Annotated in this window: 14 protein-coding genes; 6 read left to right on the top strand and 8 right to left on the bottom strand. The window is 43.9% G+C overall.

The features are described 5' to 3' along the window. Nucleotides 1-194: 194 nt before the first annotated feature. From AC0VYA_RS18110 to AC0VYA_RS18095, 4 genes are all read right to left on the bottom strand, one after another. Nucleotides 195-440 (bottom strand): DUF4235 domain-containing protein, encoded by a 246-nt coding sequence (locus tag AC0VYA_RS18110; protein WP_475489199.1) that lies wholly within the window; start codon nucleotides 438-440, stop codon nucleotides 195-197. Between the two features lie 537 nt (nucleotides 441-977). Further along, nucleotides 978-1,772: a TIGR03915 family putative DNA repair protein gene (locus AC0VYA_RS18105; protein WP_475489198.1), complete on the bottom strand. Its 795-nt coding sequence runs from the start codon at nucleotides 1,770-1,772 to the stop codon at nucleotides 978-980. Between the two features lie 16 nt (nucleotides 1,773-1,788). Then, nucleotides 1,789-3,030, bottom strand: a complete 1,242-nt coding sequence (locus AC0VYA_RS18100) for a putative DNA modification/repair radical SAM protein (RefSeq protein ID WP_475489197.1) — start codon at nucleotides 3,028-3,030, stop codon at nucleotides 1,789-1,791. Between the two features lie 900 nt (nucleotides 3,031-3,930). Then, nucleotides 3,931-5,124, bottom strand: coding sequence for a GAF domain-containing sensor histidine kinase (locus AC0VYA_RS18095; protein ID WP_011576310.1), 1,194 nt, complete (start codon nucleotides 5,122-5,124; stop codon nucleotides 3,931-3,933). 717 nt (nucleotides 5,125-5,841) lie between these two features. Between AC0VYA_RS18095 and AC0VYA_RS18090 the strand changes: the two genes are divergently transcribed. The 6 genes from AC0VYA_RS18090 to ung all read left to right on the top strand — a co-directional run bounded on the left by AC0VYA_RS18090 (nucleotide 5,842) and on the right by ung (nucleotide 13,982). Beyond that, nucleotides 5,842-6,342: an Hsp20 family protein gene (locus tag AC0VYA_RS18090; RefSeq protein WP_473475999.1), complete on the top strand. Its 501-nt coding sequence runs from the start codon at nucleotides 5,842-5,844 to the stop codon at nucleotides 6,340-6,342. An 87-nt stretch (nucleotides 6,343-6,429) separates the two neighbouring features. Continuing rightward, complete coding sequence (gene glgC / locus AC0VYA_RS18085; protein ID WP_475489196.1) at nucleotides 6,430-7,815, top strand: glucose-1-phosphate adenylyltransferase; 1,386 nt, start codon at nucleotides 6,430-6,432, stop codon at nucleotides 7,813-7,815. Nucleotides 7,816-8,501: 686 nt separating this feature from the next. Continuing rightward, nucleotides 8,502-10,964: a bifunctional aspartate kinase/homoserine dehydrogenase I gene (thrA, locus tag AC0VYA_RS18080; RefSeq protein ID WP_011576307.1), complete on the top strand. Its 2,463-nt coding sequence runs from the start codon at nucleotides 8,502-8,504 to the stop codon at nucleotides 10,962-10,964. Then, nucleotides 10,964-11,959: a homoserine kinase gene (gene thrB, locus AC0VYA_RS18075; protein WP_475489195.1), complete on the top strand. Its 996-nt coding sequence runs from the start codon at nucleotides 10,964-10,966 to the stop codon at nucleotides 11,957-11,959. Before thrA ends, thrB begins: the two co-directional genes overlap by 1 nt. Nucleotides 11,960-12,007: 48 nt before the next feature. Beyond that, nucleotides 12,008-13,291, top strand: a complete 1,284-nt coding sequence (gene thrC / locus AC0VYA_RS18070) for a threonine synthase (protein WP_475489194.1) — start codon at nucleotides 12,008-12,010, stop codon at nucleotides 13,289-13,291. 22 nt (nucleotides 13,292-13,313) lie between these two features. Next, nucleotides 13,314-13,982, top strand: coding sequence for a uracil-DNA glycosylase (ung, locus tag AC0VYA_RS18065; RefSeq protein ID WP_475489193.1), 669 nt, complete (start codon nucleotides 13,314-13,316; stop codon nucleotides 13,980-13,982). Here ung and AC0VYA_RS18060 read toward each other — a convergent pair. From AC0VYA_RS18060 to ccoG, 4 genes are all read right to left on the bottom strand, one after another. After that, complete coding sequence (locus AC0VYA_RS18060) at nucleotides 13,966-15,420, bottom strand: GGDEF domain-containing protein (RefSeq protein WP_475489192.1); 1,455 nt, start codon at nucleotides 15,418-15,420, stop codon at nucleotides 13,966-13,968. The genes ung and AC0VYA_RS18060 overlap by 17 nt on opposite strands. A gap of 330 nt (nucleotides 15,421-15,750) precedes the next feature. Then, complete coding sequence (locus tag AC0VYA_RS18055; protein WP_006994201.1) at nucleotides 15,751-16,374, bottom strand: thiol:disulfide interchange protein DsbA/DsbL; 624 nt, start codon at nucleotides 16,372-16,374, stop codon at nucleotides 15,751-15,753. Between the two features lie 190 nt (nucleotides 16,375-16,564). Further along, entirely contained in the window at nucleotides 16,565-17,530 is a 966-nt protein-coding gene (locus tag AC0VYA_RS18050) for a serine/threonine protein kinase (RefSeq protein ID WP_475489191.1), read from the bottom strand. Further along, complete coding sequence (gene ccoG / locus AC0VYA_RS18045; protein ID WP_473475987.1) at nucleotides 17,530-18,957, bottom strand: cytochrome c oxidase accessory protein CcoG; 1,428 nt, start codon at nucleotides 18,955-18,957, stop codon at nucleotides 17,530-17,532. Before ccoG ends, AC0VYA_RS18050 begins: the two co-directional genes overlap by 1 nt. Nucleotides 18,958-19,085: the final 128 nt, after the last annotated feature.

The following is a 19,085-nucleotide window of genomic DNA, read 5'->3' as shown; positions in this document are numbered from 1 at the left end:
ATGTTGAGCGTTGAGGAAGGAAACGGCGTTTAAGGTCGGCTTTTAGGCAAGGGGCTAAGCACAAAATATGTAGGGAAAGTGCTTGTTATGATACATAAATTGAATGTGGTTTAGCCCTAAAAATTGACGATTTTTATCTCGGGTGCCTTTAAATCGTCCTTCTTCAACTTTTAAACGCTATCAATTTTAAAGTGTTATTTTGACTGGCGTTTATCAATTACATATTGAACGGCCATTCTAGCAATACCAGCACCAATGCCTGACACTACTGCCCACGTTACAGCCTCTTTAAGGTCAGTGTTTTCACTTTCCTTGTCTTTCGGGGCGGGTTCGTTAGTCACCTTTTCCCACGATTTTTGTAGCGTTTTTCTTGCTATAATCCCTGCCGATGCGGCGGCAAGTCCAATACCTACGTTCGTGATAAATTTTTTGTTGCTCATAATGTACCCCTTCAGATTGTGAGTTAATATTTCTTGCAAACCATAGACCTACTTTGTCAATTTCTGACGTTATTGTTTGAGTTGCAGTCGTAATACAGCTTGTAGACTGATCACAACGAAAAAGAAAAGCGTGTTTTTGCGCCATCACAATTGCAATAGCAAAATTCGCTAACTATCTTACGGGTAAAATTGTAAATATTTCTCAAGTAAGGGCTCTCTTCTCTTGATCAACTTGCAAACAACTGACAAAGACATCCATAGTTAAAACTACTTATTAAACCTTACCTACTTCAAGGTGGAGTTTCCTACCAGAATAGTTGTGGTCTTTAAGTCAGGTCAATTGAGGATTTTTACTGGAATACTGTGCCTTGAGGAAAAAAACGGCGTTTAAGGTCAGCCTTTAGGTAAGAAGCTAGGCTACAAGATGTGTAGGGAATGTGTTTGCTGTGAGACATAAATCGAGTGTCGTTTAGGCTTAAAATTGACCATCCTTATTATGGGCGTCTTTATATCGAGGGTGTCTTTATATCATCGAAATTAGCGTTTATTCCCATCTGTTATCATTTTGCGGGCTCTCGCGTCCGATTGTTTTATCATATCGTCGATTAGTGCTGTTTCAGGCATGTTCTTCCAGTACTTTTTGGGCATTGAGCTTAGCATCGCGCTCTTTTTGATGCGGGCGGGATTAAATATATTAGTGTAATAAGTGAGCCAATATTTTTCGATACGGTCGTCATCAGGGCATACACTCGGGTCGGGATTATCTTCTAACACTAACTTTTCAGTGTCCCAATGAGCAGCCCGATAAGGCGTCAGTATCGACCAGCGCATATTTTTAAAGCGAGTTTGGAAGAAGTCGAGTTTAACCTCCAAGCTGAAATGCTCAGGTTCATACCAAGCGATAAAGTGCTCTTGTCCGTCAAGCGCAACTTCTCTAAACCTCAAAAAAGCACTCATTTTGTATGCATCACGTTTTACCGCTTTAGCTAAAGTAACAAGCTGCATTATATCTTCGTCAGTTTTTAACTGAATAAGGTTTTTGTTCTCGAAAATAACGCGCCATAAAACGCGATAACACAGTGCGAAGCGGCTAGCATCTCGATGACACAGCGCATATTTAAAAAGCATTAGTATTGACTTGGGAATAGTGTGTTTCATCTGCCCTTTAGGGGCCGCAATACTCTCTTCATGATGCCCAAACAAGTCGTCCTGTATGGACTCTGACGTTTGCCAAATAATATTTTCAGGGAAAATAGATTGCGCTAAACATTCTCTTGATGCTTTGCGCCACTCGTTATATCCGGGCACGGAAGTGATGGTAATTGTTTTCATGTTGAGGCTACTTCATTTAGGCGCCGAAGAGCTCAAACTGTTTCGGCTGTTTGAACTGCAGCTCAAAATTATTGCTATCGAGTAAGTGAATTGCAGGTGAGTAATCATTCACAGTAATAAACGGTTTTAGCTTTTGTAATGGCAAACGCATTTTAGTGAGATCCATCCAGTTAAGCTTTGTATAACGGCGGATCGCTACAATTTTTTGTACGGTGCGCGCACCAAGACCTGGTACTCGTAACAACATCAGTTTGTCGGCTTTATTCAAATCAATTGGGAATACATGACGATTGCGCAATGCCCACGCGAGTTTAGGGTCATGGTCCATATCAAGCATGTCATCGTGCAAGATTTCATCAAGATTAAAGCCATAAAAACGCAATAGCCAATCAGCCTGATAAAGACGGTGCTCGCGGATCAAAGGCGCTGGCTTGAGTGGTAAAACCTCAGACGCATCTGGTATTGGCGAGAACGCAGAGTAATAAACGCGGCGTAGCTTTTGTTGGCTATAAAGTTTAACACTTGTTCCCAAAATGACTTTATCGTTTGAGCCATCGGCCCCTATGATCATTTGAGTAGACTGTCCACCAGGGGCAAAGCGAGGAGGACGTTTACCGGTATGCGTTTTGTCTACTTTATGCTCGGCTATTTTGTCTTTTAGAGTATTCATCGAGCTATGGATAGCGCCGAGGTCTTTTTCTGGCGCGTATTTATTTAATGAAGGCTGTATCGGCATTTCTACATTAATGCTTAGCCTATCGGCATATAAACCCGCTTCAGCCTGTAGTTCAGGCGAGGCATTGGGAATTGTTTTAAGGTGTATATACCCCTTGAACCCGTGATCGATACGTAACGACTTTGCAATACGCACCATGCTTTCCATTGTAAGGTCTGGGGAACCGACGATACCTGAGCTAAGAAACAAGCCTTCGATGTAGTTGCGCTTATAAAAATTCAGTGTCAAATCTACCGTTTCTCTCACAGTGAAACGAGCACGTTGTACACTGCTTGATACTCTATTGATACAATAGTGACAATCGTAAATACAGTAGTTCGTCATTAGTATCTTTAGTAAAGAGACACAGCGCCCATCAGGGGTAAAACTGTGGCATATTCCTGTACCGCCAGTAAGCGAACCAATGCCCGTTTTATCAGCTTTCCCAGCCTTGCGTTTACCGGCCGTACCGCTTGCACATGATGCGTCGTACTTAGCTGCATCTGAGAGGATTTCGAGTTTTTGAATCAGTTTGTCATGCATCGCAGATTATTACTTCCCTAAGCAAATACACAAAGGCAGTCGATTCTGTCAGAAATGATGAAACAACACGTGTGTATCCGTTATTTAGTTTTTAAATTATCTTAGTGTTTATATCATGTATAAATATACAGTACAATTTACATTCTAAATTAAAAGGATTATTAATAAAAAGGGCCAGAATGCTTTTTAATAGGCGAGACGGTTGCCGCAAAAAGTACTCAGACCCTATTACTGCTTACCCCATCACAGCGCTTAACCTAAAGGGTCTGTTATACACATTCGTTTTCAAAATTCTTTTACAAAGTCTTTTTCACCATCTTTTGCAACGAAACTCACTTTCAACAAAATGCAGCTGACCGCACTTTCAACAAATTTATAACTACATCCGTATTTAAAATCTCGTAATAGCTCAGACCGACTTCAAGGTGGATATTCCAACAACAAGAATTTAAGTACTTTTAATCAGGCCGATTGCGGATTTTGACGGGAATATTGAACGCTGAGAAGGAAGCGGCGCGCTAAGTCAGTTGTTAGGCAAGCGCCTAGGTTTAGGTAGGTATGAAATGTGTTCGTTAGGGGAGCTTCAAGCGCATTTTAATAGCGACGTTATCCCTTTGTGGCTATGGCTCTGCTAGTTTCAAAGATAGGGTAGTGCGCAGTGTCACCTATCGAGTTTACAGTGTTTCTTTTAGGCTCGTGTTTATAACTTTGATTGGATACGTTTTATATTGGTGTTGCTTACGCCGTGTTGTTTTGAAAGCGTTAGCTAGGCTATCTTGAATTTTTTCTCGTGCTTTGAGCAGGGCTGATGACAGCCCTATTCAAGATTTTTTAGTCGTTTTAACAGGCGAGTTAATAAAAAGTAGTTAAAACAATAGACGCGCTAGACATCATCATTCACTAACCTTCAATCGCATTCATGCCAATAGTTGCCTGAAACGTGAACGTCGTTCTGCTGTCGTCTGAGCAAACGGATAATGTACCGTCATGAGCAGAGGTGATTTGGGAAGCAATGAACAAACCCAAACCTAGGCCGCCGGTTTGCTTGTTGCTTTCATTGCGCCAAAAAGGTTGAAACAGTTTATCAATCACCTCTGGTTTAATTGGCTCGCCGCCATTACTCACGCTCAGTGAGAATAGTCCGCTCTCTATCTGTGATGTCACCTCAATAGCTTGCTGTGGATCGCCATGCACAATGGCGTTGATTAACAGGTTAGATAGCAACTGGGCGATTCGCTCAGGGTCGCAATTAACCGAGCCCTTGATATCAATGTGAGTCTGTATTTCACGCTGGGGGTGCAGCCCAGAGAGCTCATCAACGGTATGGGTAAGAATATCTTCTAGGTTGTTCACCGTCTTAACGTTTAACTGCATGCCGTTACCCATTTTACCTCGGGTTAGGTCCATCACATCGCTAATCAAGCGTTTCATTCTTGTTGCGCTGCTGTCCATGCGTGCGAGTATTTTTTGAGAGGTGGCGTCCGTTACTTGATCTTTTAAAAAACTCACCCCCATAGTCAAAGCAGATAATGGTGTTCTTAAGTCGTGCCCTAGAATGGCAATGTACTGCTCTTGAAGTTTGGCCGCTGCTTTCTCGTTGAATAACTCGGATTGGGCAGTGATGAGCTGTTCGTCAACTTCAATCTGGCGAGAAATCAACTCAGCGAATGACTTAATTTGTTGTTGAATCTCAACCGTTTTCAACTTTATCGGTAGGGGATCTAAACCGCACAGCGTGCCGAAAAAATCACCGTCTTTATTGTAAATGGGAAACGAAAAGTAGCTTTCAAACCCATACATGATTGGAATTTCGCTTTTGCTGTAGTGATCATCTTTTAAAGCATGTTCAATAACAATCGGCTGGGTTGACCTTTTTACCTGAATGCAAAAGGTGGTTGATATATCAAGCTCGTCACCGGGAAGAAGGTTGAAGTTAACTTGATCGAATACCGCGCAGGTCGTCCACTTCTCATCTGTAACCCGTGCAATGCAAATGAAGCGCAATCCGGTGGCATCTGACAGCATCTTCATTATATGCGGCACAGCTTCTATAGACTGGATAGTCTGAATGTCTTTTTCAATTAACGCGTTCATTACGTACTCTTTGCTTTTCGCTCTTTTGGCTTATGACTGTTTACGACCTGTATATATTGTCATTCTATGGTCGATAAATCACTGAAGATTTTTAGTCATAAATGTTGGCGGTTTAACCGCTCTGCCAATTCGGCGGGATATTTAGTAAAACCAAATGACTTCTTAAATGACATTAAACCGTTTACTTCATCTTAAGTCTCTCTTTGAGAGAAAAAATTGTTGATATTGTCAGTTAGCGTTTATATGTATGGCCACTTTACCAAGTCTGTTCGCAAGTTCATTTTTCAAGGTATTTGACACAAGTTTCGCAAACATATTGCATTAAAACATTACTTAAATATCAGGGGGCAGGTCAGGGTTTTAGGTGGCGGCACTCGGTATATTGGCTCTGGGTGAAGCAGCGTTACTTATACATTTATTTTCAGGCAAAGCCCAACGCTTAGTAGTAAAAGGTAACGTTTTATCAAAAGCGGTCTCAATTTATGCTCGCTGCTTATCCCTTTATCCCCTTATCCCCTTATCCCTTTCATCCTTCCACTCTGGTCATTCATCCTGTGTTTTTATAATGATTTACAAGCGCTCAATAAAACAACAATGAATGTTGATCTGGATCAAGATGAGGATCAATAAAATCGAGTTTAATTTTATTAGCTGATAGGCGATGTCGTGCTAGCAAGCTTATCAGCCAACCCAATTCAAATTTTTGATAGGAGATTGATGATGAGTAATATCAACTTAACGAATCGTTCTACTGACAAAAAACCTTCCGGCCAGTTTCCTCATTTGTTTGGCCAACATTTTTTGGATGATTTTGTGCAAAACTTCAGTTCGCATTTTCCGTTCGTACGAGAGACACCAGCAAAGGGCGAAAGCAAACTAGATTTTGTGGATCCAAAGGTTGATATCACTGAGAACAAAAAAGCGTATACCTTAACCGCCGAGTTGCCCGGCCTTGATAATGACGACATTACCTTAGATTTATCCGACGGCATCTTGACTTTAAGCGGTCAGAAGAATTACGAAAATGAAGCTGACAAGGACGACAACATTCACATTATGGAGCGCAGCTACGGTAGCTTTCAACGCAGTTTCAGTTTACCGGTAAGCGTTGACCAAGATGCGATAAAAGCCGAGTTCAAAAAAGGCTTGCTCAAGGTGACTTTACCTAAATCGGTAAAAGCTCAAGAGCTGCAACGAAAAATCGAAATTTCTGGTTAAGGTTCGCTAAGTGACTCATTTACTAAGCGTTAGCGCTTAACGAACAGTACAACACTTGGTCAGGGACGACCTTTATCGGAGCTTGTTATGAATGTGGAAGCAGATATGCAAACGGTAGTAAAAGACACCTTGGTATTAGTGCTTGCTGGCGGTCAGGGTTCGCGCCTTGATGGGCTAACGGAGATGCGTGCTAAACCCGTATTAGAGTTTGGCAGTCATTGTCGAATTATTGATTTTCCTCTGTCTAATTGTGTGAACTCAGGGTTGAATCAAATTGCCGTGCTGACACAATATAAATCGCAATGCTTAATACGTCACTTGATGAACCATTGGGGACGCTTGAACAGCAATGTCGGCGGTTGTTTTGATGTGCTGCCTGCTTCCCAGCAAAATGACCAGAGTTGGTACCAAGGTACTGCAGATGCTTGCTTTCAAAATATCGCCTACATCAAGGGGAAAGCGCCTAAGTATGTGATGATCCTCTCGGGTGATCACGTTTATCAAATGGACTACCGCAAACTGTTAGCTACCCATGTGAATAACAACGCAGATATGACGGTGTCTTGTATCGAAGTGCCGACTAAAAATGCTGCCAAACAACTCGGGGTACTTAGTGCTGCGCGTGATGGCCGCATTACTGCATTTGCTGAGAAACCTGATACACCTCACGCGTTAATTGATGCACCAGATTACTGCTTAGCGTCGATGGGCAATTATGTTGTAAATGCCGATGTGTTGTATTCATTGTTAGAAAAAGACGCGAAAGTCGCTGATTCTGCACATGACTTTGGCAAGAATGTGATCCCTAGCATTATTCAGCAGCATCGCGTTTTCGCTCATCGTTTTCGCGATCCTAGCGGCGATCAAATACCTTATTGGCGAGATGTTGGTACCTTAGACAGCTATTGGCGTGCCCACTTAGATTTACTCAATAACCGCGACATGCTTAATTTTACCGACCCTGCCTGGCCGATATGGGGCAGTGCGTTCGCAAATTCCCCAGTGGAGATCACAAACAGCTCTGACTTGGCTAAGTGTGATATTAAGCAAGTCCTCATCGGCTCAGGTTGTCGTCTAGACAGTTGCAGTGTCAAACAATCGGTATTGTCTACTAACTGCAAAATCGACCCTTGCGCTGTAATAGAAAGATGTGTGTTGCTGCCTGACGTCACAGTTGGCTTTGGCGCTAAACTAGAAAACGTGATTGTGGATAAGGGGGTAAATATACCGGCTGAGTTTGTTCTGAATGACAAAGACATAGCTCAACAACAAGGTTTTACCGTCACCCCAAAAGGGATTGTGCTAGTAACGCAAAAAGTGCTGGATACCCTTATAGATAATGAACAACCCGACGTGATGCCCAAGCACATACTTAAATTGTGCGGTGACGAATGGCTAACCGCAGGTGGAAAGACGAACCAACCGCCTGCAGAAGTGCCCGAGAAGGAAACAGGTCGTCGCTCTGCATCTTAGCGCAAGATTTTATTCAGAGCATAAAAATAGAAAGAATGGGCGCGTGGTTTATTATAAGCGCTGTGACCATAGGAAAACGGTAAAGTTAAAAAAACTCGCTAGTTATAGCTATCGCGCGTGAAGTGGAAATACTCCAATTAAGTGACGCCTATTAGGTAATAAGCCGTTAACAACGCCTATATAAATAAGCCGTGTTAAAGATACTATTTGCTAAATAAGCAGCCACAAAAACACGCGCGAACCTCATTCAAGCTATTATTTTTCTGCCTGTAACAAATAAAGCGGTTATGAATTTTACCGATTATCCACGCTTTCACACGCTTATTAGCCCCAATTAATCATTAAGTGTATGATTTTATTAAGTAACAACTAAATCTTCCGTTATTTCTTTAGATCTAATCTGTGGATAAAAAATATCAAAACAAGACGTCTAGACGGTTGACATATAGACGTCTATACGGCAAATTGAGCTCCATGAACGTAGATTCGAAAATAATAACAAGCACCACCGGCATGATTATGATTATTACCTCTTTGAGGTGATCGCTGGCTTGTGCACATAAAACAGACATAAAGCCCGCAAATATAGCGGGCTTTTTTGTTATTTAGCGCAGCAAAAAGTTAATTAATGGTTGTTTCGACGCGGTGAAAGCCCTGCGTAAACAACCACCAGAGGAGCAAAATAAATGAAGGTGTTGAAGTTTGGCGGTTCGTCATTAGCTGATGCAGAGCGTTATTTACGGGTTAAAGATATCTGTTTGGATACCCACGCAAGCAACGGCGCAGCTGTTGTGTTATCAGCCCCTAAAGGCGTAACCAATGCGCTATCTCTGTTATGTGAAGAAGCGGGTAGTGGTAAAGATTACGGCGAGTTGTTCGCTAAGCTGAACATGGTGCTTTTTGGTATTTTAGATGATTTAAAAGATACCCTTCCTGAATTCGATGACAGTGAACTTGCCCCTTACATTCAACGCATTTTGAATGAGTTGAATCAACACCTTGAAGGTTTTGCGCTATTACGCTGCGCGCCTGAATCTGTGGTCGCTAAGATTTTGAGCATTGGCGAGTACATGAGCGTTAATATCTTCAGCCAGATACTGACCACCCTTGGCACCAAAAACCAAATTATCGACCCAGCTGAATTGATTTTAGCAGAAGGCGATTACCTCGATAGCATCGCCGATGTGGCCGTGAGCAAAGCACGTTTTAGTGACGTTGATAGCTCAGGCGACGTAGTGCTTATTATGCCAGGCTTTGTGGCCGTAAATGCCGAAGGCGAGAAAGTCACGCTAGGGCGCAATGGCTCTGATTATTCAGCCGCTATCTTAGCTGCGTGTATCGATGCCGAATGTTGTGAGATTTGGACAGACGTTGACGGTGTTTATAATGCCGATCCCAACCAGGTTGATGGTGCGGTATTGCTCGATAAACTGACTTATCAAGAAGCCATGGAGCTTTCTTATTTCGGGGCGAAAGTACTTCACCCGAAAACCATCGGGCCGATTGCACAGCACCACATTCCCTGCCTTATTCGTAATACGCTTAACCCAGCGGCGCCTGGCACGCTTATCAGCAACGAAAAGAGCACCAAGTGGACGAGCGTTAAAGGTATTTCGCATCTGGATGACATGACCATGTTTAATGTGGCGGGCCCAGGCATGAAAGGCATGGTTGGTATGGCCAGCCGTGTATTTGAAGTGATGTCGAATGCGAATATCTCGATCAGCCTTATTACGCAATCTTCTTCTGAGTACAGCATCAGTTTTTGTATTCATAGTAAAGATGCCACCCGCGCTCAAGACTTGTTAGAAGACTCGTTTGCATTAGAGTTGGCGAATAACTTACTCGACCCAATTGAAGTACGTCATGATTTAGCGATTGTGACCTTGGTCGGTGACGGTATGCGCCATTCACAAGGCTTGGCGGCTAAGTTCTTTAGCTCATTAGCACAAGCGCGGGTAAACAACGTGGCGATTGCTCAGGGCTCGTCTGAGCGTTCAATTTCAACGGTAATTGAAAGCAGCAAAGCGAGAAAAGCAGTGAAAGTGGTTCACCAGAATTTCTTTTCAAATTTACACGCGATTGATGTGTTCTTAGTGGGCTGTGGTACGGTCGGCAAAGAATTGTTAGGGCAAATTGCTCGCCAGCAAGCGGTGTTACTCGAACGTGGCATAAGCTTGAAAATTTATGGTATTGCCAACAGCCGCAAACTTTTATTAGAAGCGGGCGGAGTGGACTTAAGCGCCGATTGGACAAGCCAGCTAAATGCTAGCGAGCAGTCGCTTTCTGTTGATGCTTTGCAAAACTTTGTGATGCGCAACAGCTTGGTAAACCCGGTGGTGATTGACTGCACTAGCAGCACAGTGATTGCTGAGCTGTACGTTGAGTTAATGAATAGCGGCTTCCATGTCGTTACGCCTAACAAGAAAGCCAATACTGCGTCTTACGCATATTACCAGCAATTGCGTGAAACAGCGCAAAATACTAATCGCCAGTTCTTGTATGAAACCACAGTAGGCGCGGGCTTACCGGTAATCGATAACTTGCAAAAACTGATTTACGCCGGGGATGAACTTCAGCGCTTTGAAGGCATTTTGTCAGGTTCATTGTCATTTGTATTTGGTAAGTTAGATGAAGGTCTAACGCTTTCTCAAGCCACTGAAATTGCTAAAAAGAACGGCTTTACTGAGCCAGACCCGCGTGATGATTTAAGCGGCACGGATGTGGCCCGTAAACTATTAATTATGGCTCGCGAGGCTGACTTGAAGCTTGAACTTGAAGACATTCAAATTGAGCCTGTGTTGCCATCGCACTTTGACGATAGCGGCAGCATCGACGAGTTCATGGCAAAGCTACCTGAATTAGATGCCCTGTACACAGATAAAGTTAACGCGGCCAAAGAAGAAGGCAAAGTACTGCGGTACGTAGGCTCTATCAGCAAAGGTAAATGCGTAGTCTCGATACAGGCGGTGGGCGAAGATCACCCTCTGTTTGTGATCAAAGAAGGCGAAAATGCGTTGGCGATCCACAGTAATTATTATCAGCCTATTCCTTACGTAATACGTGGTTATGGAGCGGGCGCTGCGGTAACAGCCGCAGGCGTTTTTGCTGATGTACTTAGAACCATGCCATGGAAGCAAGACGTGTAATGAGCGAATTAAATGACATGATGGGTAAAACGCTTCGCGCTTTTGCCCCAGCTTCAACAGGTAATGTTAGCTTAGGCTTTGATTTGCTAGGTGCTGCGTTGAAGCCCGTTGACGGCACAGTGCTTGGGGATGAAGTTGACCTTGAATTGGCTGATGAGTTTAGCCTTGCGGTAGAAGGTGCTTTTGCTCATAAATTACCAGCGGATCCTGACACCAACATAGTGACCCGTTGCTATCAACACTTTGTAAAAGTGATGAGCGAAAAGGGCGTCGAGCTGCCGCCAGTCAAAATGACCTTACATAAACATCTGCCTATTGGCAGTGGCTTAGGCTCAAGTGCGGCATCGGTTGTGGCCGCACTGCATGGTTTAAATGAATTTTACGGCCAGTTATTGGGCGAGGTGCCATTTAACCAGCATGAGTTGCTGCTGATTATGGGCGAATTGGAAGGTCAGATCAGTGGCAGTGTACATTATGATAATGTCGCACCCTGTTACTTAGGTGGCTTGACCTTAATGGCAGAACAAGCCGATACGCTTGCCTTACAATTGCCAACCTTCAAACATTGGTATTGGGTGGCGTGTTATTCAGGTATTACGGTATCAACCGCAGCGGCAAGAGATATTTTGCCGAAGCAGGTGTCTATGCCAAATACGTTGAAATTTGGCCGTCAGTTGGCTGTTTTTGTGGATGCGCTTTATCGCCAAGACGAGAAGCTCGCGGTGAGTATGATGACGGATGTTATCGCAGAACCGTATCGCAAATCTTTATTGCCGCACTTTGATGAGTCACGTGAGTTTGCGATGCAAAATGGCGCTATGGCGTTTGGTATTTCAGGATCTGGGCCGACTGTATTTGCCGTGTGCGACAACCTTGAACAGGCGCAAACCATCAGTACGTGGTTGCAAGAGAATTATATCCAAAATGACACCGGCTTTAGCCATGTGTGTCAGCTTGATGAACAAGGTGCTGTGGCAAAAGACATCAGCGCCTAGCATAATATTAAAATACGCTTAGTTGAATAAGCACATAAGGTAAGAAACGTGGAACTAGTTAATTTAAAAGACCCTTCGGACAAAGTCAGCTTTGCACAAGCGGTTAAAAAAGGGTTAGGCAAAAACCAAGGGTTATATTTCCCTACTAGTTTGCCAAAATTTGATGATATCGATGCCATTCTTGATATGCCATTTGTTGAACGCTCGGTTGAAATTTTAAGCCAGCTGATTGGTGATGAAATCCCTAGAGATTGTTTACAGGGTATCGTTGAGCGCGCTTTCGCATTTGACGCGCCATTGGCAAAAGTAACAGATAATATTTACAGCCTTGAGTTATTCCACGGTCCGACACTGGCGTTTAAAGATTTCGGCGGCCGCTTTATGGCTCAATGTTTAACCGAAATTGCCGCTGGCGAAAAAATCACCATTTTGACTGCTACCTCTGGTGATACTGGCGCTGCCGTTGCTCATGCATTCCATGGTTTAGATAACATCAATGTGGTTATCTTATTCCCGAAAGGCAAAATTAGCCCACTGCAAGAGAAGCTATTCACCACCTTAGGTGACAACATTCACACTGTTTCGATTGAAGATGACTTTGATGCTTGTCAGCAAATGGTGAAAAGTGCGTTTGATGATGTTGAAGTGCGTGAAGGTTTGCACCTTAACTCAGCTAACTCCATTAATATTAGCCGTTTAGTCGCGCAGGTTTGTTACTACTTTGAAGCCGTTTCTCAGCTAAGCAAAGAGCAGCGTGATGATTTGGTTATCTCAGTGCCTAGTGGCAACTTCGGTAACTTGACCGCCGGCATGATTGCGAAAACCATGGGCTTGCCTGTTAAGCACTTTGTGGCTGCTACTAACTTGAATGATACCGTGCCGCGTTATTTGAAAACCGGTGAGTGGGATCCTAAAAGTACCGTGGCGACCATGTCTAACGCGATGGATGTTAGCCAACCAAATAACTGGCCGCGTATTGAAGCCATCATCGAGCAAGGTTATTTGTCACGTGAAATACTGTCAGGTGACATGGTCGACGAAGACTATACCCAAGTGGCTATGCGTCAACTTGCGCAGTTAGGCTATGTGACAGAGCCTCACGCGGCGATTGCTTACAAAGCATTGCTTCGCCATATGGATGAAGGCGATACAGGGATATTCCTTGGTACGGCGCACCCTGCTAAGTTCCGCGAAACGGTCGAAAACGTATTGGGGCAACCGATTAGTTTACCTCAACCTTTGGTTGACTGTTCTACCAAAGAAAGCTTCGCTGTGGATTTACCAAGCGATTATGACGTGTTGAAAAAGCACTTGTTTAGCCTACTAGGCTAAGCGGTTATATAAGGCTGGGTAAATGACGCAAGCCGCAACATGGCACACGCTACTCGGTGAAGAAAAGCAGCAAGCTTACTTCACCGACATGATGAACTTTATCGCGAGCAAACGAGCGAACGGTAAAGTGGTTTATCCCGCCGCTAAAGACGTATTTAATGCCTTTAGTTGCACCGAGTTTAATCAAATCAAAGTGGTTATTCTTGGGCAAGACCCTTACCACGGGCCTAATCAGGCCCATGGTTTGAGCTTTTCAGTACAAAAAGGTGTGAAAACACCCCCTTCTTTGAAAAACATGTACAAAGCACTGCAGCACGATTTTCCGGATTTTGTTGTGCCTGAGCATGGCTGTTTGCAATCTTGGGCTGAGCAAGGTGTATTTTTGCTTAATACAGTGCTCACCGTTGAGCAAGGTAAAGCCCATTCGCATGCCAAGATTGGCTGGGAGAGATTCACCGACAAAGTGATTGCACTTATCAATGAGCATGCTCAAGACGTGGTATTTTTGTTGTGGGGTAGTCATGCCCAGAAAAAGGCAGGGCTTATTGATGCCTCAAAGCACCATATTTTAACCGCTGCGCACCCATCCCCATTATCTGCTTATCGTGGCTTTTTCGAATGTGGGCATTTCGCTCAAACCAATCAAATCTTGCTCGACAGCGGACGTACGCCTATCAACTGGCAGATTTAAGCTCCACTCCATCTTCATTAACGACTGTATTTCGACCTCTTCGTTTGGCTTTATACAACGCTCTATCGGCTACGTTAAATAGCTCTGTGAAGTTCTGATTACGCTTAAGCTGTGCAACACCAAAACTACATTCTATCGGCTGACCCGGAGCGACTTCGGCGGCGTTAACATTGCTCAAAATCCGCTGTGCTACTTGCTGAGCATCGTTAATGGTTGAATCTGGCAGTAGCGCCACGAACTCATCGCCGCCGAAACGCCCTAGTAAGTCTGTGGGGCGCAGGGACAGTTGCGCCGCCCGGCAAACCTTCTGCAAGGCCTTATCGCCAGCGCTATGGCCAAAGGTGTCATTCACTTTTTTGAAGTTATCCATGTCGAACATGATAAGTGACAACGGCACCTCGTCATTTTGGCTGCGATTTACTGCTCGTTCAGCTTGTTGCATAAAATGTTGACGCGACGCAGCTTGGGTCAGTGCATCAGTGGTGACGATAGCTTGCAGTTTTTCGTTGTGTGCCATCAATGCGGGTACAGCAATACCGAATAGGGCATTGGAAGCAACGATCACAATGGCAAATTGATAAATTAAGGCGAATTCATTTAATCCAAAAATGTTGACGAATAGCGCGATGATAATGCAGCTGTAAGTTAAGCTGAGTAGGTTGAACAGTGCGCTTTCCGTGCATGCTATCCACATATGCGGCAGCACGAGCAGGAAAATAGCAAAGGCACTCGCTTGTTGACCTGAGTACTGATTGAGTAAGGTGGTTAATATGACGAGTAAGGTGACGACGATAATTTTATGCGGGTACTCGGAGCTGGTTGTGGTTTGATTCGGGCTTAGATATTGTTCGAGATCAAAGCGCTCATGTGAGAAATATCGACTAAGTAAAGCACCAAAAAGCGGCGCTAATACCAACACACCCACGTAATCTCCGATCCAAAAGGGTAACCATGCTTGGCCTATTTCAGACGCAGTCATCATATTGCTGTAAATCAAGCTGAAGATCACCAGCATAGTCGTAACAAGTGACCCTACGCCGGTGTGAATGATATACAGGATAATCAGCCCAGGTGTACTGAGTTTGTCTTGACGGGCTACCCAAGCAAATAGATATGCACTCAACCAGTAAGGTAAAATATGGGCGAAACCGAACAAAAGACCTGCTTGTATCATCTGGGGGGGATTTAGCGGGAGGGAATACTGGATGCAAGTCAGTATGGTCACTATCACTGCGCACAGCATAAGCGGTATAATTGCCCTGATACCGATAATTAATAGAGCTGCGTAGGTTAAGCCTGATACGGGAAACCACACACTTGCGTGGGCGGTGTATTCCATCAATTGTGCTAACAGCCAAACAATTAACCATAACGCGACAAACGCGACAGCACGATACCAACGAGAAGGTAGAACTTTATCTGACGCATACTCAGGCATAAATGGCTTACCTTCGGCTTTCAGTGGAATGAATAATTCAACCTAACCTAATCAGGGTTTGTAAAGTACTGACCGATACATAGTGAATATCGCACAGCGAATTTCAAAGCGCACAAGTAGTATTATATTGACACAATGAGGTTCTCTGTCACTCTTTTTTAAAAGGGAAATACCGCTCAACGTCAAGCATAGCACTGTGTAAGGTGTTTTAATTTACCGGTTTGAAATGAGAATTCACGTTAATAAATGGTCATAAAAAAAGCCCCTAAAACAGCAAGTGCTTTTGGGGCTTTTTAGTCAGTATGCGCTGACAAGATTATGTCGTGAGAATTATTTTTGTTTCGACAACCACACAATCAAATTAACAATATCGTCGTTGTTCATATCACGGGTAAACTTAGCTTGGTATTTGCCGTTAACGATGAAGTTAGGTACCCCACGCAGGTGACTGCGGTATTCCTGAACTAGCTTATTGTTCTTTTTCAACATGCTGTTGACGCCAAAGCTACTCACAAGCTTATCGAAATCCGCTTCTTCTACACCGTTTACCATAAAGATATTTTTTAAATCTTTGATGTTGGTGATAGGTGATTTCTGTACATGAATGTAACGGAAAATAGCGGTACTTAGAGAATCTTCTTTCTTCAATGCGCGAGCTACCATAAGGGCACGACTAGCATCGTCTTGGGTTTCACCGCTGGTAAAGCCCATGAAGTTCACGTGTACTTTTTCGAATTTCACATCGTCACCCATTTTCTCTTGGATCTTTTTAGCGATGGGTTCGAACTGAAAACAATGTGGACACCAGTAAGAGAAGAATTCATTGATGACAGGTTTGTCAGTGGCGGTTTCGTTGATGATGGTGTAATGCTCACCTTCTTTCCACGTTTCTTGGGCGCATGCTTGAAGCGGCACTAATACCGCAATAAAAAAAGCAAGTATGATTTTTTTCATTGTTAATTCATCTCTTTAGTAAAAATAACTCGGGGCAGATTAGCATAGCTAACATAAAATGCCGACTGCACTTTGTAACCAGTTATACCAATTCCATTAAATTTTCGCTGAGTGGCTAATGATTTTACGGAGTTGGCATTAAAAGAAAATTTATCTTATTGCGCTGGCGATTAACAGAATCTGAATAAGCTTAAATACGAAGTTCAGTTTCCTGCAAAGCGGAGAACTGCTCTTTAAGCGCGAGTATTTGTTGTTCCCAATACTTGGGCTCAGCGAACCAAGCAAACGCCTGAGGGAAGGCAGGGTCTTGCCAACGTCTATGCAACCACGCCATGTAATGCACCATACGCATAGCGCGAAGAGGTTCAATTAGGCTTAACTGTTTGGGGTTAAACTCACAAAACTCATCGTAGGCCTCGACTATGGTGCTTAACTGAAGCGATTGAGCTTGACGATCGCCTGATAGCATCATCCACAAATCTTGTACGGCTGGGCCATTACGGCAATCGTCTAAATCCACAAAGGTAGGTCCATCGCGCCACAAGATATTACCTGGATGACAATCACCATGTAAACGCATCATGTCGCTTGTGTGGTAACGCTCACTAGTCAGCGCGACCACTTGCTCTAAAATAGTGAAAAACGCTTCGTGTAAGCTTGAAGGAATAAGCTGACTATTTTGTAATTCAGCCACTGACTTCACCAAATAATCGTCAATATCAATGGTTGGTCTGTGGGTGAATAAACGTGATTTAGCCACTTGGTGAATACGCCCAATAAAACGGCCCATCCACTCAAGCTGATCCAAATTATCAACTTCAAACTGGCGCCCACCGACGGAGGGGAAAAGTGCAAAATGATAGTCTTGGTATAAATGTAGGCTCTTGCCGTTGATCACGAGGGGCGCGACGACAGGCACTTCATGTTCAGCGAGTTCTAACGAAAAGCTGTGTTCTTCGTTTAGTTGTGCTTCACTCCAGCGCTGGGGCCGATAAAACTTTGCCACGTAACGCTTACTATCTTGGCCAACAAACTGATAAACGCGATTTTCATAGCTGTTGAGAGCGAGCAAACCGGATTCCACTAATACGCCTTCAGATTCGATGGCATCTAAGATGAGGTCTGGCGTTAGCTCGCTAAAATTAAATGTACTCATCAACGATACAAAAACTTAGAGGTTTGCTCGATAACGGCGTCCTCGTCTTCTTGAGCACGAATGGTAAAGCTAAAGGCCGTCACAGGATCTTCTAATTGGTACGGGTCGATTGCAATACTGATTGGCAGGTTATATACCTCACCGCCCATTACCGTGACACTCTGTTCCCCTATATATCTGTGGCCTTCAAGACCATTCACTGCAATATCAAAATGTTGAGTATGCTGTGATTTATTGAGTATTTTAAGGGTGTATACGTTTTCTATTAGGCCGTCGTTGGTTTCACGATAAAGAGCGTTACGATCTCGAATAATGTCGACTTCCAATGGTACTCGGCTTAACAGTTCAAAGACCAGTAAGGCACTCATTAAGACTAAAACAACGGCATAACCCATGAGTTTCGGGCGAAATATTTTAGTCTGACCGCCCGCTAACTGAGTTTCAGACGTAAAACTGATAAGCCCTTTCGGGTAATTCATTTTGTCCATTACACCGTTACAAGCGTCAACACAGGCGCCACAGTTGATGCACTCGTATTGCAGGCCGTTACGGATATCGATACCTGTGGGGCACACTTGCACACACAAGTTACAATCAACACAGTCACCTAAGCCTTTGGCAGCATTTTGCTCACGCGTGGCCTTGCGCGAACGTGGGCCGCGTTGTTCCCCGCGCTGTGCATCATAAGCCACTGTGAAGGTGTCTTTGTCGAACATGGCGCTTTGAAAACGTGCGTAAGGGCAAATGTGGGTACACATGATTTCACGCATGTATGCGGCGTTACCATAGGTACAAACTGCGAAAAATAGCACACATACGGTTGCCCAAAAGCTTGAGGAAAAAGTAAAGAAGTCGACGAATAAGGCGTCGATAGGCGTAAAATAGCCAACGAAAGTGAGGGATGTAAGCAGCGCAACACTCACCCAAGCAATGTGCTTCAGGGTTTTGCGGATAAACTTGTCTGTGTCCATCTTGCGCTCATCTAATTTGATGCGCTTGTTACGACTGCCTTCAATTTTTTCTTCAAACCAAATATAGATGAAGGTCCATGTGGTTTGCGGGCACATAAAGCCACACCATACACGACCAGCAAACGTCGTAACGAAAAACAAAGCGAATGCGGCAACAATGAATATCCAGGCTAGCAGCGTTAAGTCTTGTGGCCATAGGGTTAAGCCAAATATTTGAAAACGCTGAGCGCCGATATCAAGCAAAATGGCTTGGCTACCTTCAAATTGCAACCACGGCAGAATGGCAAAAATAGATAGAAACACTAAACCAAAGAAGCGCCTGAAGTTTTCTAGGGCACCTTTAACCGCTCTCACATAGATTCGATTGCGAGGTGTGTACTGATCATTGTGTTTGCTTTTGTCAGGGCGATGCACCTGAACCGGGGAAATATCTTTTACGGGAATGCGGTCACTCATTGCTGCTCCTTGACTGAACCGAGATGCTTAAGGCACATAATCGCGGCGCATATTAGCATTTTTTTGCTGTCATTACGCTAGTTTGCGTTATCGATTATGTTAAAGGTTGATACAGATCAGGATGCTGT

This window comes from Paraglaciecola sp. QJM3NY_14 (genome assembly GCF_056173245.1).
Note: the sequence above shows the minus strand (reverse complement) of the source record. Positions and strands in the feature narration are given on the sequence as shown.

Coding starts and splice junctions, on each gene's coding strand:
- AC0VYA_RS18090 (WP_473475999.1), top strand. CDS start 5,842: ATGATGAGTAATATCAACTTAACGAATCGTTCTACTGACAAAAAACCT.
- glgC (WP_475489196.1), top strand. CDS start 6,430: ATGAATGTGGAAGCAGATATGCAAACGGTAGTAAAAGACACCTTGGTA.
- thrA (WP_011576307.1), top strand. CDS start 8,502: ATGAAGGTGTTGAAGTTTGGCGGTTCGTCATTAGCTGATGCAGAGCGT.
- AC0VYA_RS18110 (WP_475489199.1), bottom strand. CDS start 440: ATGAGCAACAAAAAATTTATCACGAACGTAGGTATTGGACTTGCCGCC.
- AC0VYA_RS18100 (WP_475489197.1), bottom strand. CDS start 3,030: ATGCATGACAAACTGATTCAAAAACTCGAAATCCTCTCAGATGCAGCT.
- AC0VYA_RS18050 (WP_475489191.1), bottom strand. CDS start 17,530: ATGAGTACATTTAATTTTAGCGAGCTAACGCCAGACCTCATCTTAGAT.
- ccoG (WP_473475987.1), bottom strand. CDS start 18,957: ATGAGTGACCGCATTCCCGTAAAAGATATTTCCCCGGTTCAGGTGCAT.
- AC0VYA_RS18060 (WP_475489192.1), bottom strand. CDS start 15,420: ATGCCTGAGTATGCGTCAGATAAAGTTCTACCTTCTCGTTGGTATCGT.
- thrB (WP_475489195.1), top strand. CDS start 10,964: ATGAGCGAATTAAATGACATGATGGGTAAAACGCTTCGCGCTTTTGCC.
- ung (WP_475489193.1), top strand. CDS start 13,314: ATGACGCAAGCCGCAACATGGCACACGCTACTCGGTGAAGAAAAGCAG.
- AC0VYA_RS18055 (WP_006994201.1), bottom strand. CDS start 16,374: ATGAAAAAAATCATACTTGCTTTTTTTATTGCGGTATTAGTGCCGCTT.
- AC0VYA_RS18105 (WP_475489198.1), bottom strand. CDS start 1,772: ATGAAAACAATTACCATCACTTCCGTGCCCGGATATAACGAGTGGCGC.
- AC0VYA_RS18095 (WP_011576310.1), bottom strand. CDS start 5,124: ATGAACGCGTTAATTGAAAAAGACATTCAGACTATCCAGTCTATAGAA.